General features: G+C 74.2%; 27 protein-coding genes. 10 read left to right on the forward strand and 17 right to left on the reverse strand.

Annotation, left to right across the window (positions count from 1 at the left end; genetic code table 11):
• Position 1: 1 nt before the first annotated feature.
• The 13 genes from J4709_RS17470 to J4709_RS17530 form a co-directional block, all read right to left on the reverse strand.
• Entirely contained in the window at positions 2-568 is a 567-nt protein-coding gene (locus J4709_RS17470; protein ID WP_208241960.1) for a hypothetical protein, read from the reverse strand.
• A complete protein-coding gene (locus J4709_RS17475; RefSeq protein WP_208241961.1) occupies positions 568-1,182 on the reverse strand; it encodes an NlpC/P60 family protein in 615 nt (204 codons plus the stop codon). Before J4709_RS17475 ends, J4709_RS17470 begins: the two co-directional genes overlap by 1 nt.
• A 6-nt stretch (positions 1,183-1,188) precedes the next feature.
• Positions 1,189-1,578, reverse strand: coding sequence for a hypothetical protein (locus J4709_RS17480; RefSeq protein ID WP_208241963.1), 390 nt, complete (start codon positions 1,576-1,578; stop codon positions 1,189-1,191).
• A 9-nt stretch (positions 1,579-1,587) separates the two neighbouring features.
• A complete protein-coding gene (locus tag J4709_RS17485; RefSeq protein WP_208241965.1) occupies positions 1,588-2,403 on the reverse strand; it encodes a hypothetical protein in 816 nt (271 codons plus the stop codon).
• A gap of 2 nt (positions 2,404-2,405) precedes the next feature.
• Complete coding sequence (locus J4709_RS17490; protein ID WP_208241967.1) at positions 2,406-3,260, reverse strand: hypothetical protein; 855 nt, start codon at positions 3,258-3,260, stop codon at positions 2,406-2,408.
• The gene (locus tag J4709_RS17495) at positions 3,260-3,415 is read right to left on the reverse strand and encodes a hypothetical protein (RefSeq protein WP_208241969.1); all 156 of its coding nucleotides are present in this window, start codon (positions 3,413-3,415) and stop codon (positions 3,260-3,262) included. Before J4709_RS17495 ends, J4709_RS17490 begins: the two co-directional genes overlap by 1 nt.
• Before the next feature lie 2 nt (positions 3,416-3,417).
• Positions 3,418-3,702: a hypothetical protein gene (locus tag J4709_RS17500; protein ID WP_208241970.1), complete on the reverse strand. Its 285-nt coding sequence runs from the start codon at positions 3,700-3,702 to the stop codon at positions 3,418-3,420.
• Positions 3,703-3,817: 115 nt separating this feature from the next.
• Complete coding sequence (locus tag J4709_RS17505) at positions 3,818-4,174, reverse strand: hypothetical protein (protein ID WP_208241971.1); 357 nt, start codon at positions 4,172-4,174, stop codon at positions 3,818-3,820.
• Between the two features lie 2 nt (positions 4,175-4,176).
• The gene (locus J4709_RS17510) at positions 4,177-5,349 is read right to left on the reverse strand and encodes a hypothetical protein (protein ID WP_208241972.1); all 1,173 of its coding nucleotides are present in this window, start codon (positions 5,347-5,349) and stop codon (positions 4,177-4,179) included.
• Positions 5,350-5,359: 10 nt separating this feature from the next.
• On the reverse strand, positions 5,360-5,797 hold the full coding sequence (locus J4709_RS17515) for a hypothetical protein (RefSeq protein WP_208241973.1): 438 nt from the start codon (positions 5,795-5,797) through the stop codon (positions 5,360-5,362).
• A 16-nt stretch (positions 5,798-5,813) separates the two neighbouring features.
• Entirely contained in the window at positions 5,814-6,548 is a 735-nt protein-coding gene (locus tag J4709_RS17520; protein WP_208241974.1) for a hypothetical protein, read from the reverse strand.
• Positions 6,526-7,191: a hypothetical protein gene (locus J4709_RS17525; protein ID WP_208241975.1), complete on the reverse strand. Its 666-nt coding sequence runs from the start codon at positions 7,189-7,191 to the stop codon at positions 6,526-6,528. The genes J4709_RS17520 and J4709_RS17525 overlap by 23 nt, the downstream gene beginning before the upstream one ends.
• The gene (locus J4709_RS17530) at positions 7,179-7,322 is read right to left on the reverse strand and encodes a hypothetical protein (RefSeq protein ID WP_208241976.1); all 144 of its coding nucleotides are present in this window, start codon (positions 7,320-7,322) and stop codon (positions 7,179-7,181) included. The genes J4709_RS17525 and J4709_RS17530 overlap by 13 nt, the downstream gene beginning before the upstream one ends.
• 177 nt (positions 7,323-7,499) lie before the next feature.
• Here J4709_RS17530 and J4709_RS17535 point away from each other — a divergent pair, with 177 nt between their 5' ends.
• From J4709_RS17535 to J4709_RS17555, 5 genes are all read left to right on the forward strand, one after another.
• Entirely contained in the window at positions 7,500-7,700 is a 201-nt protein-coding gene (locus J4709_RS17535) for a hypothetical protein (RefSeq protein WP_208241978.1), read from the forward strand.
• Positions 7,700-8,113, forward strand: coding sequence for a hypothetical protein (locus J4709_RS17540; protein WP_208241979.1), 414 nt, complete (start codon positions 7,700-7,702; stop codon positions 8,111-8,113). The genes J4709_RS17535 and J4709_RS17540 overlap by 1 nt, the downstream gene beginning before the upstream one ends.
• Positions 8,114-8,236: 123 nt before the next feature.
• Positions 8,237-8,491 (forward strand): helix-turn-helix transcriptional regulator, encoded by a 255-nt coding sequence (locus tag J4709_RS17545; protein ID WP_208241981.1) that lies wholly within the window; start codon positions 8,237-8,239, stop codon positions 8,489-8,491.
• The gene (locus J4709_RS17550) at positions 8,488-8,991 is read left to right on the forward strand and encodes a hypothetical protein (RefSeq protein ID WP_208241983.1); all 504 of its coding nucleotides are present in this window, start codon (positions 8,488-8,490) and stop codon (positions 8,989-8,991) included. The genes J4709_RS17545 and J4709_RS17550 overlap by 4 nt, the downstream gene beginning before the upstream one ends.
• Positions 8,988-9,299 carry a hypothetical protein gene (locus J4709_RS17555; RefSeq protein ID WP_208241985.1) on the forward strand — a complete coding sequence of 104 codons (312 nt, stop codon included), beginning with the start codon at positions 8,988-8,990 and terminating at the stop codon, positions 9,297-9,299. Before J4709_RS17550 ends, J4709_RS17555 begins: the two co-directional genes overlap by 4 nt.
• A gap of 154 nt (positions 9,300-9,453) precedes the next feature.
• Here the strand turns inward: J4709_RS17555 and J4709_RS17560 are convergent, their stop codons facing one another.
• The 4 genes from J4709_RS17560 to J4709_RS17570 all read right to left on the reverse strand — a co-directional run bounded on the left by J4709_RS17560 (position 9,454) and on the right by J4709_RS17570 (position 10,948).
• Positions 9,454-9,597, reverse strand: coding sequence for a hypothetical protein (locus tag J4709_RS17560; protein ID WP_208241987.1), 144 nt, complete (start codon positions 9,595-9,597; stop codon positions 9,454-9,456).
• Between the two features lie 118 nt (positions 9,598-9,715).
• Complete coding sequence (locus J4709_RS17565) at positions 9,716-9,913, reverse strand: hypothetical protein (protein WP_208241989.1); 198 nt, start codon at positions 9,911-9,913, stop codon at positions 9,716-9,718.
• A complete protein-coding gene (locus J4709_RS54730; RefSeq protein ID WP_269757329.1) occupies positions 9,910-10,044 on the reverse strand; it encodes a hypothetical protein in 135 nt (44 codons plus the stop codon). The genes J4709_RS17565 and J4709_RS54730 overlap by 4 nt, the downstream gene beginning before the upstream one ends.
• 37 nt (positions 10,045-10,081) lie before the next feature.
• A complete protein-coding gene (locus tag J4709_RS17570) occupies positions 10,082-10,948 on the reverse strand; it encodes a tyrosine-type recombinase/integrase (protein ID WP_208241998.1) in 867 nt (288 codons plus the stop codon).
• 241 nt (positions 10,949-11,189) lie between these two features.
• On the opposite strand from J4709_RS17570, the gene J4709_RS17575 reads away from it, so the two are divergent.
• The 5 genes from J4709_RS17575 (at position 11,190) to J4709_RS17595 (ending at position 25,350) form a co-directional block, all read left to right on the forward strand.
• On the forward strand, positions 11,190-12,302 hold the full coding sequence (locus J4709_RS17575) for a polyhydroxyalkanoate synthase family protein (protein ID WP_208242000.1): 1,113 nt from the start codon (positions 11,190-11,192) through the stop codon (positions 12,300-12,302).
• Positions 12,303-12,526: 224 nt separating this feature from the next.
• Positions 12,527-20,008 carry a type I polyketide synthase gene (locus J4709_RS17580; RefSeq protein WP_208242009.1) on the forward strand — a complete coding sequence of 2,494 codons (7,482 nt, stop codon included), beginning with the start codon at positions 12,527-12,529 and terminating at the stop codon, positions 20,006-20,008.
• Complete coding sequence (locus J4709_RS55605) at positions 20,005-24,258, forward strand: beta-ketoacyl synthase N-terminal-like domain-containing protein (protein WP_208242011.1); 4,254 nt, start codon at positions 20,005-20,007, stop codon at positions 24,256-24,258. The genes J4709_RS17580 and J4709_RS55605 overlap by 4 nt, the downstream gene beginning before the upstream one ends.
• The gene (locus J4709_RS17590) at positions 24,255-24,536 is read left to right on the forward strand and encodes an acyl carrier protein (RefSeq protein WP_208242013.1); all 282 of its coding nucleotides are present in this window, start codon (positions 24,255-24,257) and stop codon (positions 24,534-24,536) included. Before J4709_RS55605 ends, J4709_RS17590 begins: the two co-directional genes overlap by 4 nt.
• Entirely contained in the window at positions 24,529-25,350 is an 822-nt protein-coding gene (locus tag J4709_RS17595) for an alpha/beta fold hydrolase (protein ID WP_208242015.1), read from the forward strand. The genes J4709_RS17590 and J4709_RS17595 overlap by 8 nt, the downstream gene beginning before the upstream one ends.
• Position 25,351 lies beyond the last annotated feature (1 nt).

The following is a 25,351-nucleotide window of genomic DNA, read 5'->3' on the forward strand; positions in this document are numbered from 1 at the left end:
CCTAATACCAGTGGTGAGCCTGCCAGAACGCCCAGGCTTTCACCGGGTCGCCGTACCTGGATTTGATGTAGTTGCACATCCAAAGGGCCTGCGCGCCGGCGTCGCCGGAGTTGGCCGCTTTCGCCTGCGCGTCGGACAGGCCGTTCCCGCCGTACTCGTTGCCGAGCGTCCCGGCCGTCGCCGACCCGTTGCCGTGCCCGAGCGCCTGCGCCAGGCCGAGCGCGCCCGAGCTCGGGTTCTTCGCGCGAGGGTTGAACCCGGCCTCGTGCGTCTCGATCTGCGCGAGGGCCTGCCACTGGTCGCCGGTCCATCCGAAGCTCGCCGCGGTCGCCTGCAGGGTGGCTTGCGCGCTGCCGCCCTGGACGATCTGGCCGCCGCCGCCGTCGGTCGAGCCGCCGGCGGCCGCGGCCGCGCTCGTCGGCGTCCCGATCGCGGCGGTCTGGGGGAGGTCGGCCGGGCTCTTGCCCTGCACGATCGACTGCACGGCCTGCGGGACGGAGATCCCCTTGACGCCCGCGTAGGTGAAGATCGATCCGGCGGCGATCGCGGCCAGGCCCGGGCCGTCCATCACGCACCGACCCGCCGGTAGACGGGCTCGGTGTGGAAGTACCGGGTGGTGCCGTCGATCGAGCTCAGACCCGTCCCGGTGGCCGTCGACCTGGCGTTGATCATGTTCTTGTTGTTGATCGCGATGCCGATGTGGTCGGGCCAGACGATCAGGTCGCCGGCGGCGACGTCGGCGCGGCCGATCGACCGGCCGAACCCCTGGTACTCGCGGGTGGTCGGGCCGTGCGCGTGCGGCGGGAACCCGGGGTCGCCCCACTTCCCGCCCGGGAGCGGCTGGCCCAGGTCGTGCCCGAGCACGTAGGAGACGAACGAGCTGCAATCCCAGTTGCCGGGCTTATCGGCCGGGCCGCCGTAGTGGTAGCCCTGGCCGTTGTACTTCAGCCCGTCGTTGGCGATCGCCTGCCCGGTGGCGGTGCCGCCGGCGACCGCGGTACTGCCGGTCGCCGGCGGCGTGCTCACCGGCGCGTCGATCCCGTACTTCTGCGGGAGGTTCGCCGGGCTCTTGCCCTGAACGATCGACTGCACGGCGTCCGGGATGGACAGGCCCTTGACGCCCGCGTAGGTGAACACGCTGCCGGTCGCGATCGCGCCCAGGGCGACCAGGTTGACCGGCATGACCGGTCAGCCCGTCGCGCCGGTGGCGCCCTGCAGGTCGAGCGGCACCACGTTCTCGGCGGGCTGGTAGGCGCTCGCCGCGGGCGGTTGGATCTGCCCGGTCTCCGGGTGCTGCATGATCGCGTGCCGGTAGTGCGCCTCCATCGCGATGATCGCGGCGCCGCCCAGGATGACCAGGTTCGGGTCCCGGGCGAGCAGCGCCAGACCGCCGACCAGGATCAGCGACGTGTAGCCGGCCTTCTTCCTCGACGTCTCCAGCACCGGGTGGTTGGCGTCGGTCGCGGCGACGCTGGACACCGGCCCGACGTCCAGCTGGTAGGTGGCGTACACCATGCCGGCGACGGTCGCGCCCAGGATCAGCGACCCTTCGGGCTTCAGCACGCTCTTGAACGTCATGGCGCGTCCTCACTTCTTCGTCTTGATGCTGATGCCGGTCTTCGGCCCGGTGACCTCCTGGCCGTTGACGATCCGGAACGGCTGCACTTCGAGGCGGTGAACCTTGTTCGGTGCCAGGTTCCACACGTGCTCATTGGTGTAGACGTTGTTGGTCTTGCGGATCCCGTCGGCGTAGATGATGTAGCCCGCCACCTGCGGAACCGGGTTCCACGTCAGGTCCACGTGCTCGACGTACGCGACGCCCTTCAGGCCCGTCACGGCGGCCGGCGGGCCGGTCGGCGTCGTCACCGGCGGCGGCTCGGTCGACGTCTTGTACGACGGCGGGTAGCCGGTCGGGCCGTTCTGCGGCGGGTACCCGGTGAACGCGATCGCCTGATTGACGATGCCGACCTGGTCGGGCGTGAGCGGCTGCCCGGTGATGTACTTCCCGAGCGCGTTCCCGACCGTGTTCGCGTCCGCCTGCACCGTGTTGACCAGGTAATCTTCCGCCGCCTGCGACCACTGCGCGTTCGTGGTGTACCCGTTGGTGGTGGAGACCGTCGAGACGTTCGAGCCGTTCCCGCCGTACCCGCCGGAACCCAGGTAGGTGCCCTGGCTGCCCAGCGCCGCGGTGTCCTCCGCCGACCCGTACACGTAGCCGGTCGCCGGGTCGATCGCGTCGCCGCTCCCGGAGGTGTCCGCCGAGCCGCTCGTCGACGAGCTGGGGGCGTTCCGGGACCGATACCACGCGACTGCGACAACGAGCACGGCCGCGCCGCCGAGCATGTACGCCGTGCTCTTCTTCGTCGGGCCCAGGCCCGGGATGTTGACCGTTCCGGCTGCCATCGTCACCACCAGCTCACGGGCGCCGGGTCGCCGCCCGGGCCGTAGTCGGGCGCGAGGTACGGTTCCGGCGGCGCCTGATACTCGGTCGCGTCGTCCTGCAGGACGGCGCCCTGGACGCCGTAGGAGGTCGCGAGATCCTGCCCGGTGAACGGGCTCACCTCGCCGACCGGCGGGCGGGCCGGCCCGGGCTGGCTCTTGACCATCGGGCGGCCGCCGGGCTTCATCCACATGTAGTTGCCCGGGATGCTGCCGGTCGAGATCCGGCGGTGCGCGTGCGCGGCGTCGAACCCGAACGCGTTCTGGCGCGCGAACGACGTCACGCGGTCGGTGGTGCCGTAGCCGCCCGCCGAGCTCTTCTGCTGGTCGCCGCCCGCCTCCTGGATCGAGCTGCCGGGGGTGACCGTCCAGATCTCCGTCCAGCGGTCCTGCAGGGCCGCGATGACCGTGCGGATCCCGACGGAGGCGCCGGTGTCGCTCGCATGGATGTCGCGGGACTGGACGAGCTGCCGCGCGGTCGCGTCCGGCCCGACGTCCTGCTCGACGCCCTTCGGCCAGGGCGCCGCGTGCGTGATCGGCGTCCGGTCGAACTCCGGGTCCTGGTTCGCGGTGCCGTGCGGCGCCGGCCAGCCCTGCGCCTGGCCGACCATCTGCGCTTCGGCGCCGAACGGGCCCTTCGGGGAGACGACCCCGGCCAGGACCTCCCACGGGTAGCCGGTCGCGGCCAGCGGCGCCACGAGCTCCTGGCCGTGCCGGACGTCGACCGGGTCGCCGAGCCGCTGTTCCGGGCTCGCTTCGGGCTGCAGGGTGATCGACCCCAGGACGGGCGAGAGCCCCTGCAGTCCCTGGGGCGCGGCCATCAGCGCTTCCCGCCGCTGATGATGTCGGACTCCGTGCCGCCCACGATGTTCCGGATCGCCTGGCCGGCCTTGTAGACCCCGTTCGGGTTGCTCACCACCAGGTAGAGCGCGCCCAGCCCGATCAGGCCGGACAGCCACTTCTGAACGACGCTCATCGTCAGTACCCCATCACTTTCAGGACGTTGTCGAGCGGCGGCTTGGCGTTCCCGTACGGCACGATGATCACCGCGGCGACCGTCAGCCCGGCCAGGCCGACCGCGAAGGACGGCGCGAGCTTCTCCAGCCCGGCCAGGGCCAGCGCGAGAATCGCGGTCGCCGGGAACAGGCGCCAGTTCAGCGTCTTCCAGGGCGCCTGCCCGCCGGCGAGCGGCGCGAAAATCGCGTCATTCGCGACCGCGATTCCGCCGGCCGCGATGACCAGACCCGCCGCGCGCGACTCCATCGGTCAGACGGTCGGGAGCTTGGACAGCACGGGCAGGGACCGCACGCGGTCGGCCAGGACGACGCCGGCCAGGAACAGCACGGCGTACACCATGGTGGACTTCGACATGATCAGCTCACCCTTCGTGGATCGCGACGACGCGCGTCAGCTTGTCCGGGCCGCCGTTCGCCCCGGGCTCGGAGTAGTGGGTGCCGCCGGCGTACCCGGCGACGACCCGGCCGTCCGCCAGGTGCGCGTAATGCGTCGGCCCGGACACCCGGAACGGCTTGCCGCGGTCGTAGACCATGAGGCTCGACGCGGTCGACCCGCGCGGCGCGTCGGGGCGCTCCCACACCGGGACCTCCCTGCGCTTCTCCAGCGGCTCGTCCGCCTGGCGCTTGGCCGCCTGCAGGGCGGCCGTGTCGATCTCGCCGGGCGCGCGCTCCGGAGCGGGCGCGTCCGGGCGCGTCTCCTGCTCGGTCTCGTCGGACATGATCAGCTACCTCCCGCGATGAGCGCGTAACGGTTCTTCGACGGCGTCGCGAGCCAGTTGACCTGCGCGTAGACCGTCACCGCGGCCCCGAACGACCCCTGGAGACGCAGCAGGGTGTTCACCTGCGTGTCGAGGTACTTGAACCGCACCTCGGCGCCGGGCGCGTTGGTGAAGTCGCGGGTGAAGTACATCGGGAAGACGCCGTTCTCCCGGCCCAGCGCCGTGTCGGGCGTCGCCGACGTCAGCCCGAAGTCCCGGCCGAGCTTGGACAGGTAGGCGTTCTTGCCCAGGTTCTTCAGCTGCACGTTGCCGATGAGCAGCTGGAACGGGTCGGGCCAGTTCGCGTCCCCGGCGGAACGCGACGTCGTCATGATCTTGTAGACGATGTTGCGGATCGGGAACCCGATGCCGTTGGTCAGGTCGTAGTAGGCGTTGCCGGCGGGCTCGGTGTCGCTCTCGGACTTCCAGTACTGCAGGGTGCCCGGGAGCGGCGGCGTCTGCGCGAACGCCCGGCCGGACGGCGCGGCGGCCGCGGGCTCGGTGTACGAGCTCGGGTAGCCGCGGAGCCGAAGCGTCCCCTGGACGCTGGGCACCTGGTTGTAGGTGTTGGCCTGGGAGTCGATGTAGATCTCGATCTTCCAGCCCGGCTTGGACTCGTTCTGGACGGTGCCGAGCGCGTCCCGCGCGACCACTTCGAGCGGCATGAACAGAACGAAGTGGAACGACCCGGCGGTGGCGCCGGTGCCGGTCGTCGCCGAGTAGGTGATGTCCGCGCGGGGGTCGCCGACGTTGAAGTAGCCCCCGAACTTGTTCATCACCATCCAGTCGTAGCCCGTGTACTGCTGGACGACCTCGCCGCCCAGGTCGTACAGAGTGCACTTCTGGATGACCGAGAACGGGTTGTCGTTCGAGTACGACACGGAGTTCGTCGCCTGGCCGGTGACCGTCATCGTGAAGTCGAACCAGACGCCGCGCAGCCAGCCGGTCGGCGAGATGTTCCACAGCGGCATCTGCTGCTGGCTGGTGTTCTGCGTCACCTGCTGGTCGTAGTCCTGGACGTCCGACTCGTAGACGCCCACGGGGAACGGCCAGGCGGCCGGGGGCGGCGCCTGGCCGCCGCCGCTCTTGCCGGGAGCCGGCTTGGTCGCCGTGCTCGCCGCTGTGGGAGTGGTCACGCGCGTCTCCTCACGCTCGCGGAAGGATCAGGTTCGAGGGGGCACACCGGCCGAGCAGCGCGCCGACCTGCGCGCGCTGGTCCTCCACCGTCACGCGCGGGATCAGCTCGCGGCCGCCGGCGCGGTGGTCCGGATCGGCCAGCCGCATCCCGGCGTCATACGCCGTCCGGTTCGTGGCCAGGAACGACGCAGCCTCGCACGCGCTCATCGAGCACGGCGCGATGCATACGAACGCGTACCACTGCTCGTTGTGGTGCTGGTGGCGGACGGCGTCCCGGCGGGTGGCGTAGAGCTCCCCGTCGGAGTCGCCATCCTGCAGCCGCACCGCGAACCACTGCCCGATCGCGTCGTCGCCGATCGCCGCCCGGTGAAGGTTGTAGGTGTCGGCCACCCTCTTCGCCGCGTCCGAATGCGGCTCGCCCGTCTTCGGGCAGTTCAGGTCATGCACATTCCCATTAGAACCCCTACGGGCCCAGAATGGCCATTTCCCCAGCGGCATTTATGTAAAGGAACTCGTAGCGCTCAAGCGTCAGAACATGCCGTTCTATTTCCTGCGGGTCAATTCCTCCCGCAAGTTGCCCGTAGCGTTCCCGGTTCTTTTTGTCGTTGTCTGGCGCCAAAAAGAAATGCGAGGGACAGTTGAACACGAAACCGGGTAGCGGCGCCTTCTGTGTCCCGCTTGGCTTCTGTGTCGCCATCCACGCACCACAGCCCACACCGCCACCACGCGTCAGCACGGCCAGGAGCTCGTCCGTCAGCCCGAGCTCGCCGACGATGCCGTAGATCTCGTCCAGCATCAGGATCGAGTTGCCTCGCTTGTACCCGTCGAGGATGCCCGCGCGGAACTCCTGCTGGAGCCGCGGGTTGTCCACGTCCGGATCCATCGTGTGCCGCGGCCACAGCGTGTACCCGGCCGGGCGGTTCCACGGCGTCGGCGCCGGCGGCCAGTGCGCGACCTCGCGGAACCCCAGGTGCTCCGACCAGCGCGAGACGGTGCGATCGCCGGGCTTCATGCAGAACGCGACCGCGCGCGGGTCGCGCTTCGGGTCGCCTTTCAACGTCGAGGCGAGCAGCTGGAACAGCAGCCAGCTCTTGCCGGCGCGCTGCGTCGGCCCGAACGCCACGACGTGTTCGCCGGGCTTGTACGTCCAGTACTTGCGCAGGAACGTGCCGCGGTCAAGCCGCAGGACTCTGGACATTCGCGGCCACCAGCATCTCCATGTGCGCGCGGACGTCCGCGCTGAACGCGGCCGCGGCCGCCGTCGCCTGCTCGTCGACGGGCGCGCGCCAGACCTGCGAGGTCGCCATGGCGAACGGCACCACCGCGATCACCGCGGGCAGGACCCATCCGGCCGAGCCGCTCGTGAGCGACTCGACACCCCGCCTGATCACGGCGTTGTTGCACGCGGCCAGGTCGACGGCCTTCGCGACGCCGGCGGCGTGCTGGTCGATCACCTGGCCCTGCAGCCGCAGCCGGACGCCCAGATCGCCCGGCACCGGGACGATGGCGGAGGTGAGCGCGAGCGCCTGCAGGCTCTCGGCGATCGCCCCGGCGTACGTGCCGGGCGCGGGCGCGGCCGCCGCCGGCGAGGCCTTCGCCGACCGCCTCGGCGCGCCGCGGCCGCCGCCGCGCGGCGCCTTCGCCGTCCGCGTCCGGGAGTGCCGCGCGTCGTCGGGCGACGGCGCGGGCGCGGCCGCCTGGCCGTCGTCGTCGACGTCGCGCGGCGCCGGCGCCGGCGCGGGCGGCTCGTCCGCCGCGGGCGCGGCCATCGACTTGGCGAACCGGCGTTCGACGTCGTCCGCTGCGAGTTCCGTTCCGTCCGGGGTCTTCAGCTTCGGCACAACGCCACTCCGATCGCGACCAGGCCCAGAACCACGGCGCAAATCGCGACCGCGGCGACCGCTATCAGACCCGACGAAACACGTTCGCCAACGCGTTCGATCGTGTCGCGGGTGTTCTTCAGCGGGTTCACGTATCTACCATAACTTCAGGACCCGAAAAAGCGAGGTGGGCAATGCCGCGAGGACCGGCTAGGAACTGGACCCAGGTGGCGGCGCACACGCAACAGGCGTTGCCATTTGTCCGGGCAGCGCTGGAATACGGCCACGATGTGGAACTTCAGATAACAGAAGTCGCAGAAGGCGAAGCAATGGAGTTGCGGCGCGGGTTGTTCAACGCGGCGAAGCTGCACGGCGTGTCTCTGCACTGCAACGCCGCACGGCAGAAGGACGGGACGTTCACGCTCACCTACGCCGTGCATTCCAAGACGGCCGGGCGGGCGCACGTGATGAACAAGCACGGCGAGGACCGTACGCGCTGGCCGTACGACCCGCGCGGGAAGGGGAAGTGATGGACCGGCACACCCACGGGCCGAACGGCGAGTACATCCCGCTGGACGCCGACGCCGTCGAGACGGCGGAGGTCGCCGAGGCGGCCACGGAGGTCGCCGAGACGACCGCGGCCGCGGACGTCGAGGTTGCGAAGGTCGAGGCCGAGCGCGACGTCGAGCTCGCGAAGATCGACGTCGAGCGCGAGGAGATCTGGCAGGAAGGACGCGTGTCCAGGCTCGAAGGGGAGATCGCGGGGATGCGCGAGGTCCTCGACCGGATCGCGCCGCCCGAGCCCGAGCCGGTCGAGCCGCCGGCGCCGGTCGTCGTCGAGCCGGAGCCCGAGCCCGAGCCCGAGCCGGTCGCGCCGGCGCCCGAGCCCGCGCCGGAGCCGAAGGGCAAGAAGAAGGCCGGGTTCTGGGACGGCTACCAGTAACAGCGCGCGCCCAGGCGCGTATATGGGGCCTTTTTCCGCCGGCCGGGCTAAATTAGCCCGGCAAATTGCCCCGGCCCGATATTCACGCACATACGCACGCGTCACGCCCGAAAGGGGCAGATCATGAAAGAATCCAAGCCCTCTGACTACTACACCGCGCGGGAGGTCGCCGACCGCATGGGCGTGAGCAAGATGACCATCTACCGCATGGCCCGCTCGGGCGACCTGCCGGGCGCCATCCCCTTCGGACCCAGGCTCATCAGGATCCACAAGGTCACCTTCGACCTGTACCTCGCCGAGCAGCAGGGACCGCCCGCCGGCGACGTCGACCAGGTCCACTTCCAGATGGACAACGAAGAGAGCGAGACCCTGCGATGAGCCCGCTGAAGGTCACCGTCCAGGACGACGACAACGGCCAGATCACCATCATCGCCGGCGGCATCATCCGGACGTTCCAGACCGGCCCCCGCGAGGTCGTCACCGTCGCCGACGAGGCCCAGGAGCTCGCCGGCGACGTCGGCGACGTCGCCGCGGCGGCCGCCGAGCCGGACAGGCCCGGGCACTGCGACGGATGCGGCAACGACGACGGGCCCTCCTGGTGCCCGGGCGTCGCCGCCGTGGCCGCCGCCGAGCCCCCCCGGCCGCGCAGGTACCCGTGCACGGAGTGCGGCCGCGGCCTCTCCGAGTCCCGTGCGATCAAGGGCTACAACTGCCCCGAGCACGTCGACCACGTCCTGATGCGCGCCCGGACCGCGCACGACGCCTTCGCCAAGATGATCGGCCTCCAGACCGATGCCGACTTCGATCGGCTCACGGACAAACAGCGTGCGGCCTGGCGCGCGGCGGCCGCCGCGGTGATCGAAGACATCTCCGGGTGAACGAGCCCGAGCTCGAACGGGAGGTGCGGCGCCTCCTGGTCGAGCACGGGCTCATGCTGCGCGCGTTCCACGTGCCCGACGCGCGCGGCATGACCCGCGGCCTACCGGACTGGATCATCATCGGCCGGACGGTCCTGTGGCGCGAGCTCAAGAGCGCGCACGGCGGCGTCCGGCCCGAGCAATGGGCGATCGGCGACGCACTCCTGGCCGCCGGCGAGGACTGGTCGATCTGGCGCCCGGCCGATCTGGCGTCCGGCCGGATCCTCGCCGAGCTGCAGCGCGCGGCCGCCCCGTACAAACGCCTGTAGCCTGCGTGGTGAGGGCGCACAACCCCCGGGCGAACGCGCACCCGCCCGGGGCGCCAGTGCGGTCCGCCGGAGGTGCACCGAAGGCGTGGCGAACCCGGCCGGGGGGACCCTCCCACAGCCTCATTTCAGATCGCGTTTTTGAACGCGTCCCAGGTCAGGGGCCGGTACGGCGCCGGAGGTTCCTGACCTGGCGCGTCAGCGTCTCGACGCGGTACGCCAGGTAGACGCACATGCCGGCCAGGGACACGAACACGGTTCCGATCACGATCCACATCGCGGCCAGCTCGCCCTCAATCACGCCGTCTCCCGTCAGCCCAGTCGCCCCGATGCATGGGAGGGCCCCCGAACGCGGGGCGGTGGTTCGGGGGCCCTCGGTGCGGGCGCCGCGCGCGCCGGTGTCCGCGCGGCCGCCCGGTCTACAGGGTGGGCGGGAGGTTCGGCGGGCAGGACGTCCGCCCGGTGCCGCCGCACGCGCGGCACTTCCGCGGCGACATGGCGGTGATGACCTGCGCGCTCTCGTCCAGCGCCGTCCCGGCGACGAGCGCCATGGTCGGCTGGTCGACGAACCCGCCGTCACACCACCGGCACGGGTAGGTCTGCGCGCTCTCGCTCACCGGCTGATCACCCCTGATCCTCGGCAGCCCTTGCAGTTCTCGGTCACGTAGACGGTCTTGCCCTTGGAGTCGGTCCGGGCGACCTGCTGCGTTCCCGATCCTCCGCAGGACGGGCACTCGACGTACGGCATTTCTACCCCTTCGGTTGATCCATTACCAGCGGTTCTTTCACGCGCCCGAATCGTCCCGGACAATGCGCAGGGTGGCGCGTGGCTGGACGGCGTCGACCAGCGCGGCCGCGCGCGGGTTGGAATGCGCGGCATACAGGGCGGTGGTCGAGATGTCCGCGTGTCCCATGACCTCCTGTAGCTCCCGGATTTCTCCGGTCGCCTGGTATCCGACGGTCCCGAATCGGTGTCTGAGCTGGTGCATCGTCTCGTCCAGGCCGCAGTCGCGCAGGTGGAGATTGCCGTACCGGGTGACGCTGCCGGGGGGCGTGTGTCCGATCAGTCCGTCGAGCCGCGGGAAGATCCATCCCCGTCGCGGTAGACCGAATAGCTTCAATTCGGTCCAGACATATTGCGACATTGGGACGGCCCTTTCTTTGTCTCCTTTCCCGTGGACGATCATGTACGGCCGGGACACGCGCTCGAAGATGCAGTCGCGCCGCAGCGTCGCGATCTCGCAGCAGCGCAGGCCCGCGTACCCGGCCAGGACGAGCCAGGCCCGGACGCGGCCGAACGCGTGCAGGATCGCCATCTGCAGATCGTCGTCGCCGATCGGGCGCGGCAGCCGGCGGCCGAGCCGCGGGATGGGCATCGTGAGCGCCGGGTTGCTGGGGATCCGGCCGGCCGCGGCGAGCCAGGCGTAGAAGACCCGGACGCCGGCGACGTAGGACACGACGCTGATGTCCGCGACGGTCAGGGCAGCGCGCCACGCCTCCAGGTCCGATGGAGTCGCGTCCAGCAGCGAGCGCGGCGTGAGCTGCTGCGCGATGTCGAGGAGGCGGCCGCGGTAGAGGCGGCGCGTGTGCGGGCTTCGGCCCTGCAACGACAGGTGCTTGTCGAACTCATCGATGACGGGCTCATGGATCAACTTGCCCCCCTTTGGGTGCGTTGTCCCCTACTGTCCGTCATGTTGCAACTTTCGGCCTGTCCCTTGCAACGGTCCAGGTCAGGCCGCAACCGGCCACAGATAAGGCGAATTAACACGAGCTTCATGCGGCGGAGATTTCCCGGCCGCGCTGACCAGTGTATTAATGCGGTGAAGGGCGACGGGCCGCCTTTGGTCAATGGGCTCGCGCCGTGCGCTGTCAGGACGGTTGGATAATGGCGAAATGATCCTCTCCCCGCGAGGCGCGCGCGACGCCGCCGGCAATGCGTTCCAGCTCGTGCGGCACGGCCGGCTCGCCGATCTGCGTCCGATGCCGGCCGATCCGGTGGAGGGCGGCGCGGCCCGCGGGGTGCGCCGCTACCGGCCGCCGGAGGGGGTGGTCCCCGCCGGGCCGCCGGTGCTGTTCGTGCCGCCGCCGGCCGCACCGGCCCGCTGCTACGACCTGCGCCGCGGGTGCAGCCTCGCCGAGCACGTGGTGCGCGCCGGACGGCGCAGCTACCTGCTCGACGGCGACCCCGCCGGCCGGGCGGGGCAGGACGCCGGCCTGCGCGAATGGGTCCGCGACCTGCTGCCCGGCGCGATCCGCGCGGTCAGCCGGGACGCGGGCGGGCAGCCCGTCCAGCTCGTCGGCTGGTCGCTCGGCGGGGTCGTGGCGCTGCTGGCCGCCGCCGACGACCCGGGCCTGCCGATCGCGTCCATCGCCGCGATCGCCGCGCCGGTCGACGTCCGCGCGGCGCGGCTCCCGGCGCGGCTCCCGGTGCCGCGCCTTCCCGTGCCGAACCCGTGGGCCGGGCTCGCCCGCGCCGCCGCGGGCGCGTTCGCCCCGCCGCTCGGCGGCGTCCCCGGCGCGCTGCTGAAACGGATCCGCCGCACCGGAATCGACGCCCATCTGCTCCGCCCCTATCGGACGCTCGCGCACCTCGACAATGCCGATTTCCTCGCTCAGATCGAAGCCGTCGATCAATTCACCGACCATCTGGCCGGACGCGCCGCGCGGCGCATTCACCGCGCCCTTTTCCAGGACAACGCGCTGGCCGGAGGCGGCCTGGACATCGACGGCCGGCGGGTCGAACTGCGCCGGGTCGGCGTGCCGGTTCTGGCCATCGCCGGGCGCGGCGACGGCGTCGCGCCGGTCCGGTCCGTCCTGCCGCTGATCCGGCTGCTGCCGGGCGCGCCGAAGGTGCGGTTCGAGGTCGCGTCCGGCGGCCACCTCGACGTGCTGACCGGGCGGTCCGCGCGCGCGACCACCTGGGCGCACCTGGACCGCTGGCTGGACGAGGGGACCGTCCGGCACGGGATCCGCCGCCAGCGCCGCGCCCCCGCCGTGACCGGGTAGGCGGGCCTCCGGCTGACCGCCCGGTCACGGGCCCGGCGGGTCTTACGCAGGCCAAGGAAGCGTCCAAAGTCCTTTGCGGTGCCGCCATCACGGCGCCCCCGGGTGTGTCGCCTCCGCACTCGCCCCCTCACTGACCGTAGTCTTGCCGACCGTTGTTGTGAGCGAGGGGCACCAGCCGCACGGCCGCCGGGTCGGGCCGCGCGGAACGGGTCGGGGGGCAGTGCATGGCCGCGGACAGGGACACGGCGGCGGACGGGACCGGGCCGCGGGCCGTCCAGGACGGTCCGGAGCGGCGGACGTCCGCGACCGGGCCGGGGACCGAGATCGTCGGCGTCACGCCGTTCGGCCGCCCCGCCCCGCACCTCGCGGTGGCCGTCGCGCGGGCCGGCGGGCACGGCGTGCTCGACCTCGGCACCGAGCGCGAGCCGGCGCTGGCCGCGCTCGCCGACGTGCGCCGCTGGTGGTCGGGCCGGTTCGGGGTGCGCGTCCCGGCGGGCTGCCGCGTCCGCCCGCAGGAGCTCCCGGACGCCGTCGGCACGGTCGTGTTCGACGCCCCGGCGCTGCTCGCCGACGACTCGCTGGACATCGCCGGGTTCGCGCGCGGGCGCCGGCTGCTGGTCGAGGTCGTCGACGCCGCCGAGGCCGCCGCGGTGCTGCCGGTCGCCGGCGGCTTCCCCGGGACGCGCGGGACCGCGCTCATCGCCCGGGGCCGCGAGGCGGGCGGCCGGGTCGGCGACCTCACCACGTTCGTGCTGCTGCAGCGGCTGCTCGCGGACGAGGCCGTGGACGTCCCCGTGCTCGCGGCGGGCGGCATCGGCCCGCGCACCGCCGCCGCGGCCGTCGCCGGGGGAGCCGCGGGCGTCGTGCTGGACGTGCAGCTCGCGCTCGTCCGGGAGATGGACCTGCCCGCCGACGTCGCCGCCGCGCTCACCGCGATGGACGGCTCGGAGACCCGCGTCGTGCACGGCCACCGCGTCTACACGCGCCCCGACCTGCCCGACATCGCGCTCGCCGACCTCACCGCGGCGGAGGTCAACGCGCGGCTCGGCGCGACCGGGCTGCGGTCGCGGCTGCTGCCCGCCGGGCAGGACGCGCCGCTCGCCGCCGCGCTCGCCGCCCGGCACCGCACCGCCGGCGGGGTCGTCCAGGCGGTCCGCGAGGGGATCGCCGAGCATCTGCGGGCCGCCGTGCAGGCCGCGCCGCTGGCGTCCCGGCAGACCCCGGACGGCCCCGAGTACCCGGTCGTCCAGGGGCCGATGACGCAGGTCAGCGACCGTTCGGTGTTCGCCGCGGCGGTCGCGCAGGAGGGCGGCGTGCCGTTCCTGGCGCTCGCGCTGATGGACGGCGACCGGGTGCGGCGGCTGCTGCGCGAGACCGCCGACCGGCTCGCCGGCCGGCCGTGGGGCGTCGGCGTGCTCGGGTTCGCGCCGCCGGAGGTCCGCGAGGCGCAGCTCGACGCGGTCCGCGAGGCCGCGCCCCCGTACGCGATCGTCTCCGGCGGACGGCCCGCGCAGGCCGCGTCGCTGGAGGACGCCGGCGTCAGCGCCTACCTGCACGTCCCGTCGCCGGACCTGCTGGAGCGGTTCCTCGCCGAGGGCGTGCGCAAGTTCGTCTTCGAGGGGCAGGAGTGCGGCGGGCACGTCGGCCCGCGCGCGAGCTTCCCGCTGTGGGAGGCGCAGGCCGAGCGGCTCATGGCGTTCGGCGGCGACCCCGCCGAGCTGTCGGTGATGTTCGCCGGCGGCATCCACGACGCGCGGTCCGCCGCGATGGTCGCCGCGCTCGCCGGCCCGCTCGCCGAGCGCGGCGCCGACGTCCGCGTCCTCATGGGCACCGCCTACCTGTTCACCGCCGAGGCCGTCGCGGCGGGCGCGATCCTGCCCGGCTTCCAGAAGGCCGCCGTCGACTGCGGCGGGACGGCGCTGCTGGAGACCTCGCCCGGCCACGCGACCCGCTGCGCCCGCACCCCCTACGTCGAGCAGTTCACCGAGACGCGCCGCGAGCTGGAGGCCGCCGGGACGCCCCGGCAGGACATGTGGCGGCAGCTCGAACGCCTCAACCTCGGGCGGCTGCGCATCGCCAGCAAGGGCCTGCGCCGCTCCACCCCCGTCGGCCCGGACGAGCAGCGCGCCGAGGGCCTCTACATGATCGGCGACGTCGCGGCGCTGCGCACCTCCACCACCAGCGTCGCCGCCCTGCACGAAGAGGTCACCGACGGCGCCACCGCCCTGCTCGCCGCGCGCGCCGCCGCCCTCGGCATCGCCGGGGACCGGGCCGCCGCGTCCGCCGCCGCCCGCCCCGCCGACATCGCGATCATCGGCGTCGGCTGCGTGTTCCCCGGCGCCCGCGACGCCAACGCCTACTGGGCGAACATCGTCGGCGGCGTCGACTCCGTCACCGAGGTCCCCGCCGAACGCTGGGACCCGGCCGTGCACTACGACCCGTCCGAGCCCGGCAAGACCCCCTCGAAATGGGGCGGGTTCCTGCCGGACGTCCCGTTCGACGCACTCGCCTACGGCATCCCGCCCAACGCGCTCGGCAGCGTCGAGCCGATCCAGCTCCTCGCCCTGGAGGTCGCGGCGCGCGCGCTGAAGGACGCCGGCTACGACGACCGCCCGTTCGACCGGTCCCGCACCTCGGTGTTCTTCGGCGCCGAAGGCGGCAACGAGCTCGCCACCGCCTACGGCCTGCGCGCCGCTCTCCCGTCCTACTACGGCGAGGTCCCGCCCGGCCTGGACGGGCAGCTCCCCGAACCCACCGAGGACTCCTTCCCCGGCGTCCTCACCAACGTCATCGCCGGGCGCATCGCCAACCGCCTCGACCTCGGCGGCGCCAACTACACCGTCGACGCCGCCTGCGCCGCGTCGCTCGCCGCCCTCGACGCCGCCTGCAAGGAACTCGCCGCGGGCGGCAGCGACATGGTGCTGTGCGGCGGCGCCGACGTGCACAACGGCATCCAGGACTACCTGATGTTCTCCGCCGTCCGCGCGCTGTCGCCGTCGGGCCGCTGCGCCCCCTTCGACGCCGCCGCCGACGGCATCGCGCTCGGCGAGGGCGTCGCCTGCGTCGTCCTCAAGCGCCTCGCCGACGCCGAACGCGACGGCGACCGCGTCTACGCCGTCGTCAAGTCCGTCGCCGGGTCCAGCGACGGCCGCTCCCTCGGCCTCACCGCGCCCCGCGCCGAAGGGCAGCGGCTCGCCCTCGACCGCGCCTACGAGCGCGCCGGCGTACGCCCGTCCGACGTCGGGCTCGTCGAGGCGCACGGCACCGGAACCGAGGTCGGCGACCGCACCGAGCTCGCCACCCTCACCGCCGCGTTCTCCGCCGCCGCGCCCGGCTCCGTCGCGCTCGGCTCCGTCAAGTCGCAGATCGGCCACACCAAGTGCGCCGCCGGGCTCGCCGGGCTCATCAAGACCGCGTTCGCCCTGCACACCGGCGTCCTGCCGGGCACCCTGCACCTCACCAGCCCGAACCCCGCGTGGAAGCCCGACGGGCCGTTCGCGTTCGGGACGAGCGTCCGGCCCTGGGCCGCCCGCCCCGGCGACCGGTACGCCGGCGTCAGCGGCTTCGGGTTCGGCGGCGCCAACTTCCACGCCGTCCTCGCCGGCTACGACGGCGGCCCCGAACCGGTGTCCGGCCTCGCCGAATGGCCCGCCGAGCTGCTCCTGATCCGCGGCGCCGACCGCACCGCCGCCCGCGCCGAGATCGCCCGGCTCCGCCGGCTGCTGGACGCCCCGTCCGCCCGGCTCCGCGACATCGCCCGGACCTGCGCGTCCACCGAAGGACGCGTCCAGGCCGCCGTCGTCGCCACCGGCCTCGACGACCTGCGCGGCAAGCTCGCCGCCGCCGCCGAGTTCCGCACCGCACCCGGCGTGCACGTCCGCACGTCCGCCCACCCCGGGCAGGTCGCGTTCCTGTTCCCCGGCCAGGGCAGCCAGCGGCCCGGCATGCTCGCCGGCCTCTTCGCCGCCTTCCCCCGCCTGCAGCGCCTCCTCCGCCTCGCCGGCGGACGCTACGCGCCCGCCATGTTCCCGCCCGCCGCGTTCGGCCCCGACGACGCCCGCCGGCAGCGCGAGGCGCTCACCGACACCCGCGTCGCGCAGCCCGTCCTCGGCATCGCCGGCCTCGCCGTGCACCGCCTGCTCACCGCCGTCGGCGTGCACCCCGACCTCGCCGCCGGGCACAGCTACGGCGAGCTCGTCGCGCTCTGCGCCGCCGGCGTCTTCGACGACACCGACATGATCGAGCTCAGCGCCGCCCGCGCCGAGGCCATCCTCGCCGCCGCGGGCGCCGACCCCGGCGCCATGGCCGCCGTCGCCGCACCGCTCCGCCAGGTCCGGGACGCCGTCTCCGGCGTCTCCGAGATCGTCGTCGCCAACCACAACGCGCCCGACCAGGTCGTCGTGTCAGGCACCACCGCCGGCGTCGCCCGCGCCCTCGCCGTCCTCGCCGAACGCGGCCTCGCCGCCGAGCGCATCCCGGTCGCCTGCGCCTTCCACAGCCCCCTCGTCGCCGCCGCGTCCGGCACCCTCCGCGCCGCCCTCACCGGCCGCGACCTGCGCTCGCCCGCCTTCCCCGTCTGGTCCAACACCACCGCGGCGCCCTACGACAGCGACCCCGCCGACCTCGCCGCCACCCTCGCCGGGCAGATCGCCGCGCCCGTCCGGTTCGTCGAGCAGATCGAGGCGATGTACGAGGCGGGCGCCCGCACCTTCGTCGAGGCCGGGCCCGGACGCGTCCTCACCGGCCTCACCCGCCGCATCCTCGGCGACCGCCCGCACACCGCCGTCGCCTGCGACGCCGGCGACGGCGGCTCCGTCGAACGCCTCCTGCACGCCCTCGCCGAGCTCGCCGCCGCCGGCGTCGCCGTCGACCCGCTGCCGCTGTTCGCCGGCCGCGACGCCCGCGTCCTCGACCCCGCGTCCGCCCCCGCCGCGCCCGGCTGGATCGTCAACGGCCACCTCGTCCGCACCGCCGACGGCGGCTACCCGGCGGGCGCGCTCCGCCCGGCCGAACGCGTCCCCGCCGCGGCGTCGCCCGCCCGCCCGGCCGGTTCCGACGCCGCCGTCCTGGAGTACCTGCGCGCCGGCCGCGAGCTGATCGCCGCGCAGCGCGAGGTCATCCTCCGGCACCTCGGCGCCGCGCCCGCCGCCCCGTCCGCTCCGGCGCCCGTCCCCGCGCCGCGTCCCGTCCTGCCCGGCGAGACGCTGCCGGCCCTGCCCGCCGCCGCCGAGCCGCATCGTGACGTCCACGCCACCGTCCTCGCGGTGATCAGCGCCCGCACCGGCTACCCCGAGTCCATGCTGGAGGCCGACCTCGACCTCGAGGCGGACCTGTCCATCGACTCCATCAAGCGCACCGTCATCATCGGCGAGGTCACCGAGCGCGTCGGCCTCACCGCCCCGGACGCCCTCATCGAGCAGCTCACCCGCATCACCACCATCGGTGGGATCGTCGACTGGCTCCGCACCCGCCTCCCGTCGGCGCAGGACCCGCAGCGCCCCGCCGTCCCGCCGCAGGCGTCCCCGCGCCCGGGCCCGTCCACCCACGTGGGCGGCCCCCCGGCGCCCCGCCGTCGCCACGAATCCGCACCCGCCGACCAGCAGGGCGACGCCCCAAAGCCCGCATCGGCCGGCAAGCAGAGCGGAACGAGCCCCGAGCAGCCGCCGACCGGAGACGCGGCCGCAGCGCGCACGGCGAACGCGTCGCCGAGTGCGGGCGCTCGGTCCGGGGGCGCAGGACGTCCCGACCGGGAAGCGCCGTCGGACGCCGAGGAAACGCGCGCTGCGATGCCCGCCTCGAACCGCAAGACCGAAGGCGACGGCGGACGAGCCGAAGCACGTCCGGCGACGTCCGTCGCCGAGCAGCCGCCGAGGCCGTCCCGCGGGTCTGGAGGCGGCGAGCAACCGGCTCCGGAAGCGGGCGCTGCGAGCGATGCCGGACGGTCCGACGCGCACCCGGCGGCGTCCAGTGATGCGGTGTCGCGTAATGCGGCGCGCGTGTCCTCGGGCGAGGGGGATGAGGAACTGCGCGGCACGGGGGCGGTGAAGCCTGCGGACGACACCCCTGCCGCGGAGCCGGAGGCGGCCGGGCGGGGCGCGGTGCCTTCGGCCCGGGTTCCGGACGGCGAGGACGCGGCGGCCGTGGAGGTCGTGCGGCTCGCCGGGGACGGGGCCGCCGCGCTCGGCGGGGAGGACGCGCAGCAGGACGCGGCCGCGCCGGCCGGGCGGGACCGTGAGACCACCGGGGCGCGGCGGGTGCTGGCCGGGCGGGTGCGGCCGTCGGGGGAGCGGGCCCGGCGGGTCGTCCGGCAGGTGGTGCGGACGGCGGACCTGGAGGCGCTGCCGGTCCCGGCCGACACCGGGACGGCGTTCGACGGGCGGACGTTCGTGGTGGTGGACGACGGGTGCGGTGTCGCGCTGGAGCTGGCGGACCTGCTGGAGCGCTACGGGGCGCGGGTGCGGACGCCGATGGACGTGGACGGGCCGTGCGACGGGCTGGTGCATCTGGCGGCGCTGCGGCCGGGGGCGACGGCGGTGCTGCCGGACGCGTACGCGGGGATCCGGGACGCGCTGGCGGGCGGGCTGCGGTGGCTGGTCGTGGCGAGCGGCGCGGGCGGGACGTTCGGGCGGGCGTTCGACGGCGGCGGGATCGGGGATCCGGGGCCGGGCGCGGGGCTGCGCGGGCTGGCGGCGACGGTCGCGCAGGAGTATCCGGACGCGCTGGTCAGGGCGGTGGACGTGGACACCAAGGACACGCCGCGGGCGATCGCGTCGCGGCTGCTGGCCGAGCTGCTGGACGCGCGGGGCCCGGTGGTGGTCGGGCATGAGGGCGACCTGCGGCGCACGACGCGCCTGGTGTCGGCGGAGCTGCGGGGCGAGGCGCGGGTGCCGCTGGACGCGGACGGGGTCGTCCTGCTGACCGGGGGCGCGCGGGGCGTCACCGCGCGGACGGCGCTGGAGCTGGCGCGGACGACGGGCTGCCACATCGAGGTGATGGGGCGGACGCTGGAGCCGGTGGGGCCGCCGTCGTTCCCGGACGTCCCGGACGAGGCGGGGCTGCGGCGGGCGCTGGTGGCGCAGGGCGGGCGGCGGCCCGCGGAGATCGAGGCGACGGTGCGGCGGATCGTCGCGGAGCGGGAGATCCGCGCGAACCTGGACGCGCTGAAGGAGCACGCGGCGTCGGTCCGCTACCACGCGGGCGACGTGCGGGAGCCGCGGCTGGTGCGGGACGTGGTGGAGCGGGTGTACCTGCGGCACGGCCGGCTGGACGGGGTGGTCCACGGCGCGGGCGTCGTGGAGGACCGGCTCGTCCGGGACAAGGAGCCGCAGTCGTTCGAGCGGGTGTACCGGACGAAGGTGGACGGCGCGTCGGCGCTGGCGGCGGCGGTGCGGCCCGATGTGGGGTTCTTCGTCGTGTTCGGCAGCGTCGCGGGCGTCCACGGGAACCGGGGGCAGGCGGACTACGCGGCGGCGAACGAGGCGTGCGACACGCTCGCGCACGTGTGGCGGACGCGGCTGCGCGGCCGGGTGCTGGTCGCGGACTGGGGTCCGTGGGCGGGCGGCGGGATGGTGTCGCCGGAGCTGGCCCGCGAGTACGGCCGGCGCGGCATCGGGCTGATCGATCCGGACGCGGGGGTGGCGGCGCTGCTGCGGGAGATCGCGCACGGGGACGAGACGCAGGCCGTGTTCACCGGGACGGTCCGGTGACGGGGGAGCCGATCGCGATCGTGGGCGCGGGGGCGGTGTTCCCCGGCGCCGGTTCGGCGGCGGAGCTGTGGCGCAACGTCCTGGCGGGCGTCGACGCGATCACCGACGTGCCGCCGGGCCGCTGGGACCCGGCGCTGTACTACGACCCGGACGCCTACGGGCGGGCGCCGGAGTGCGACCGGTTCTACTGCCGGCGCGGCGGGTTCGTGGACGAGTTCGCGACGTTCGATCCGGCCCGGTTCGGGATCATGCCGGCGTCGGTGCCGGGGATGGAGCCGGACCAGCTGATGGCGCTGCGGGCGGCGGCGGAGGCGATCGCGGACGCGGGCGGCGACGAGCGGCTGCCGGACCGGGCGCGGATCGGGGTGGTGATCGGCCGGGGCGGCTACATCACCCCGGGGGTGGCGCGGTTCGACCAGCGGGTTCGGACGTCGCACCAGGTGGCGGGGGTGCTGGCGGAGCTGGTGCCGGAGCTCGGCGCGGACCGGCTGGAGGAGATCCGGCGGGCGTTCTGCGCGCGGGTGGGGCCGGACGGCCCGGACGCGTCGGTGGGGCTGGTGCCGAGTTTCGCGGCGGCGCGGATCGCGAACCGGTTCGATCTGCGCGGTCCGGCGTACACGGTGGACGCGGCGTGCGCGTCGTCGCTGCTGGCGGTGGAGCACGCGGTGCGGGCGCTGCGCAGCGGCGAGGCGGACGCGATGCTGGCGGGCGCGGTGCACCACGCGCATCACGCGACGGTGTGGAGCGTGTTCAGCCAGCTGCGGGCGCTGAGCCCGACCGAGACGATCCGGCCGTTCGACCGGGCGGCGGACGGGACGCTGCTGGCGGAGGGCACCGGGGTGGTGCTGCTGCGGCGGCTGCGGGACGCGGTGCGGGCGGGCGACCGGGTCCACGCGGTGATCGTCGGGACGGGGTCGTCCAGCGACGGGCGGGCGGCGGGGATCATGAGCCCGCTGGTGGACGGCCAGGTGCTGGCGGTGGAGCGGGCGTGGAAGGACGCGGGCCTGGATCCGCGGGCGCCGGGCGCGCTGGGGCTGGTGGAGGCGCACGGGACGGCGACGCCGGCGGGGGACGAGGCGGAGCTGGCGACGATGCGCCGGGTGTTCGGGACCGGCGGCGCGCCGGTCGGGCTCGGCACGGTGAAGTCGATGATCGGGCACGCGATGCCGGCGGCGGGGATGGCGGGGCTGATCAAGGCGGCGTGCGCGCTGCGCGACGGGGTGTTGCCGCCGACGCTGCACGTGGACGATCCGCATCCGGCGCTGGACGGCGGGCGGCTGCGGGTCGTCCGGGAGGCGGCGGAGTGGGGCCGGCCGGCGGACGGGCCGCGCCGCGCGGTGGTGAACGCGTTCGGGTTCGGGGGCGCGAACGCGCACGTGATCCTGGAGGAGCCGCCGGCGGCGCGGAGGCGCGGGCGCCGCAGGCTGGACGCGCCGAGGCCGGACGAGGAGGGCGTGCTCAGGCTGGCCGCGCGGACGAGCGACGAGCTGGCGGCGCTGCTCGCGGTGCCCGACGAGGAGCTGTTCGCGCGCGTCGGCGAGAACCCGCCCGACCTGCCGTGCCGGCTCGCGATCGTGGGGCCGACCTCGCGGCGGCTGGACCTGGCGCGCGCGGTCGCCCAGCGGGGGACGCCGTGGCGGGGCCGCAGCGACGTGTGGTTCACGCCGCGGCCGCTGCTGGCGGAGGGCGGCCGGCTGGCGTTCCTGTTCCCGGGCTTCGAGCCGGCGTTCGAGCCGCGCGTGGACGACGTCGCCGAGCACTTCGGGCTGCCGAGGCCGGAGCCGACGGGCCGCACCGACCTGCTCGGCCACGCCGCGGACGTGATCGCGGTGGGCCGGCTGCTCGCCGCCGCGCTCGCCGAGCTCGGCGTCGAACCGGACGTCGCGGCCGGGCACAGCCTCGGCGAGTGGACCGCGATGATCGTCGCGGGGATGTACGAGGCGGACGCCGTGGACGCGTTCGTGCGGGCGCTCGACCGCGACGGCCTGGACGTGCCGGACGTGGTGTACGGGGCGCTCGGCTGCGGCGCCGACCGGGCGCAGGAGGCGATCGCCGGGCGGCCCGGCCTGTACGTCAGCCACGACAACTGCCCGCACCAGTCGGTGGTCTGCGGGCCGTCCGGCGACGTCCGCGAGGTGCTGGAGCGGCTGGCGGCGGAGGGCGTCCTCGGCCGGGAGCTGCCGTTCCGCACCGGGTTCCACACGCCGCTGGCGGAGGCGTACGAGAAGCAGGTGCAGCTGTCGTTCGAGGCGCTCGCGATCCGCGAGCCGCGGTTCCCGCTGTGGTCGGGGACGACCGCCGCGCCGTTCCCGGCCGGCGAGGACGCGGTCCGCGAGCTGGTCGTGCGGCACCTGCTGGAGCCGGTGCGGTTCAGCGAGCTGGTCGAGCAGCTGTACGGGACGGCGCACGTGCGGGCGTTCGTGCAGGTCGGCCCGGGGAGCCTGACGGGTTTCGTCGGCGACCGGCTCGGCGCCCGCGAGCACCTGGCGATGGCGGTGAACGTGCCGAAGCGCGACGGCATGGCGCAGCTGCGGCGGGTCGTCGCGGCGCTGTGGGCGGAGGGGTACGGGGCGTCGCCGGCGCCGCCGTCGTCGGCGGGCATGCGGCTGGACCTCGGCACGCCGCTGGTCAGGCTGGACGGCGCGGTGCCGCCGGTGCGCACCGGGATCGGCGCGCTGCCGTCGCTGCCGTCCGACGACCCGGTGCTGGCCGAGCTGGAGGCGCTGCTGAACGACGCGGCGTCCGGCGCGCAGACGGTCCTGGAGGCGCTCGGCGGCGGCGCGGCGCCCGCACCGTCGGCGGGTCCGGCCGGCCCGGTGGACGAGCTGGTGATCTCGCGGGTGTTCTCGCTGGAGGCGATGCCCTACCTCGCGGACCACTGCGTGTTCCCGCAGCCCGCCGGCTGGCCGGACATGTCGGACCGGTTCCCGATCGTGCCGCTGGCGACGCTGCTGGAGGTGATGGCGGCGACCGCGCGGGAACTGCTGCCGGACACGGTTGTGGTCGGGTTCGAGAGCGTCCGCGCCGTCCGGTGGGTGGTGGCGGCCCCGCCGACCGGCGCCGACATCCGCGCCCACCTCGTCGGCGGCGAAGGCGGGGGAGGCCCGCGCCGGGTCAAGGTCGTCATCCCCGGCCACACCGACGGGACGGTCCTGCTCGCCGACCGGCACAGCGCGCCGCCCGCCCCGGACCGCACCCCGCTGACCGGGGAGGGCCCGCCCGTCGTCACCGCGGAGCGGCTCTACGAGGAACGCTGGATGTTCCACGGCCCGCTGTTCCGCGGCGTCACCGAGGTGATCGCGCTCGCGGAGGACGGCGTGCGCGGCGTCCTGACGTCCCTACCCACACCCGGCGCGCTCATCGACAGCGCCGGGCAGCTGTGCGGCCACTGGATCCAGGTGTACGGCGAGAAGGACCAGACCGTCTTCCCCGTGGGGATCGACCGCGTCTCCATGTACGGCCCGCTGCCGTCCGCAGGAGAACGCCTCGAAACCACCGTCTGGGCAGAGTCCCTTACCGAGACCACCCTGCGCTGCTCCGTCGAGATGGTCCGCGAAGACGGCGCCCTATGGGCACGCATAGACGGCTGGACCACGCACCGCTTCTACACCGACGAAGCACTGTGGCGGATGAAGTTCACCCCCGAAGTGTCCGGAATGGGGGAACCGCAGGACGGCGGCTGGTGCCTCGCCCGCAAGCGCTGGGACGGCACCGCCTCCCGCGACCTGGTGATGCGCCAGTACCTGTGCGCCGCCGAACGCGCCGAGTACGAGCGGCTCCCCGGCTTCGCGCAGGGACCGTGGCTGCTCGGACGCGTCGCCGCGAAGGACGCCGTCCGCGACTGGCTGTGGCGCAGCGGCCACGGCCCCCTGTTCCCCGCCGAGCTGACCGTCAGCGACGGGACGGGCGACCGCCCGGTCGTCACCGGGCCCTTCGACCACCACCTGGCCGTGTCCATCGCCTGCGACGCCGAGCTCGGCGTCGCGCTGGCACGGCCCGCCGGCGAGCCCGCGGGCATCGGCCTGGCGCCCGGCGGCGCGGACGCCCGCGTCCGCGCCGCCCGGCAGGCCGTCCTGCGGGCCCTCCCCGCCGGCCACCCCGAACCCGCCGTCACCGCCGCCGACGCCGAGCACCTGCTGGTCACCGGCGGCGGGCCCGTCACGGCGGCCCGGACGCGCGAGCTCGACGGACACGTCGTGGCCTGGACGGTCACGGCGCGCGGCACCGACACGGAGGAGAGCCGAACATGAGCGACGACGCCCTGACCCAGGTCGTCCGGATGCTGGCCGAGGTCGTCGGGGAGGACTTCCTGCTCGACGTGGAGATCGGCCGCGACACCACCTTCAACGACGACCTCGGGCTGGAGAGCATCGAGTTCGTCGCCCTCGCCGACCGGCTGCGCGACCACTACGGCGACGGCGTCGACCTCGCCGCGTTCATCGCGGGCATGGACATCGACGAGATCATGGACCTGACGGTCGGCGACCTGGTGGACCACATCGCCGCCACGGAGGCCGCGCATGCCTGACGTCACCGCCCGCGGCGTCCGCTTCCACGTGCAGGCCATCGGGCCGCCCGACCCCGGCAGGCCCGTCGTGGTGTTCCTGCACGGGCTCGTCCTGGACAACCTGTCGAGCTTCTACTACACGATCGCCGGGCCCGTCGCCGACGCCGGCGCCCACGCCGTCCTGTACGACCTGCGCGGGCACGGCCGCTCCGAGCCGACCCCGGACGGCTACGGCGCCGACGACGCCGTCGCCGACCTGTTCGGCATCCTCGACGCGCTCGGCCACCACCGCGTCCACCTCGTCGCCAACAGCTTCGGCGGGGTCGTCGCGCTGAAGGCCGCGCTGGCCCGCCCCGACCGGATCGCCGGGATGGTGCTCATCGAGGCGTACGGTCCCGGCGAGGACGCCGGCTGGGTCGAGGGCCTGCTCAACACGCTGACCGCGTCCGCGCTCGGCCTGGAGTACGACCGGCTCGCCGACCAGCTCCTCGCCGCCGGATGGCGCAAGACCGGCCGGCAGATCGCCGCCGCCGACGCCCTCATCAACCGCACCACCCTGCTCGACGACCTGGCCCGCACCGAGCCCGTCCGCCCCGCCGAGCTGGCCGCCGTCCGCTGCCCCGTGCTCGCCGTGTACGGGCAGCACTCCGACGTCGCCGAGGCCGGGCGGCTGCTGCTGCGCACCGTCCCCGGCTGCACCCTGCACGTCATGGCCGGCCACGCCCACACCGTGCTGCGGGAGGGCACCGCCGAACTCCTGGAGGTCATGTTGCCCTGGCTGGCCCACCACGCGGGCACCCGCGTCCCCGTCACCGCCGCCGGAGGTGCCCGGTGAA

It is taken from the genome of Actinomadura violacea (assembly GCF_017573465.1).
Lineage (GTDB): Bacteria > Actinomycetota > Actinomycetes > Streptosporangiales > Streptosporangiaceae > Spirillospora > Spirillospora violacea.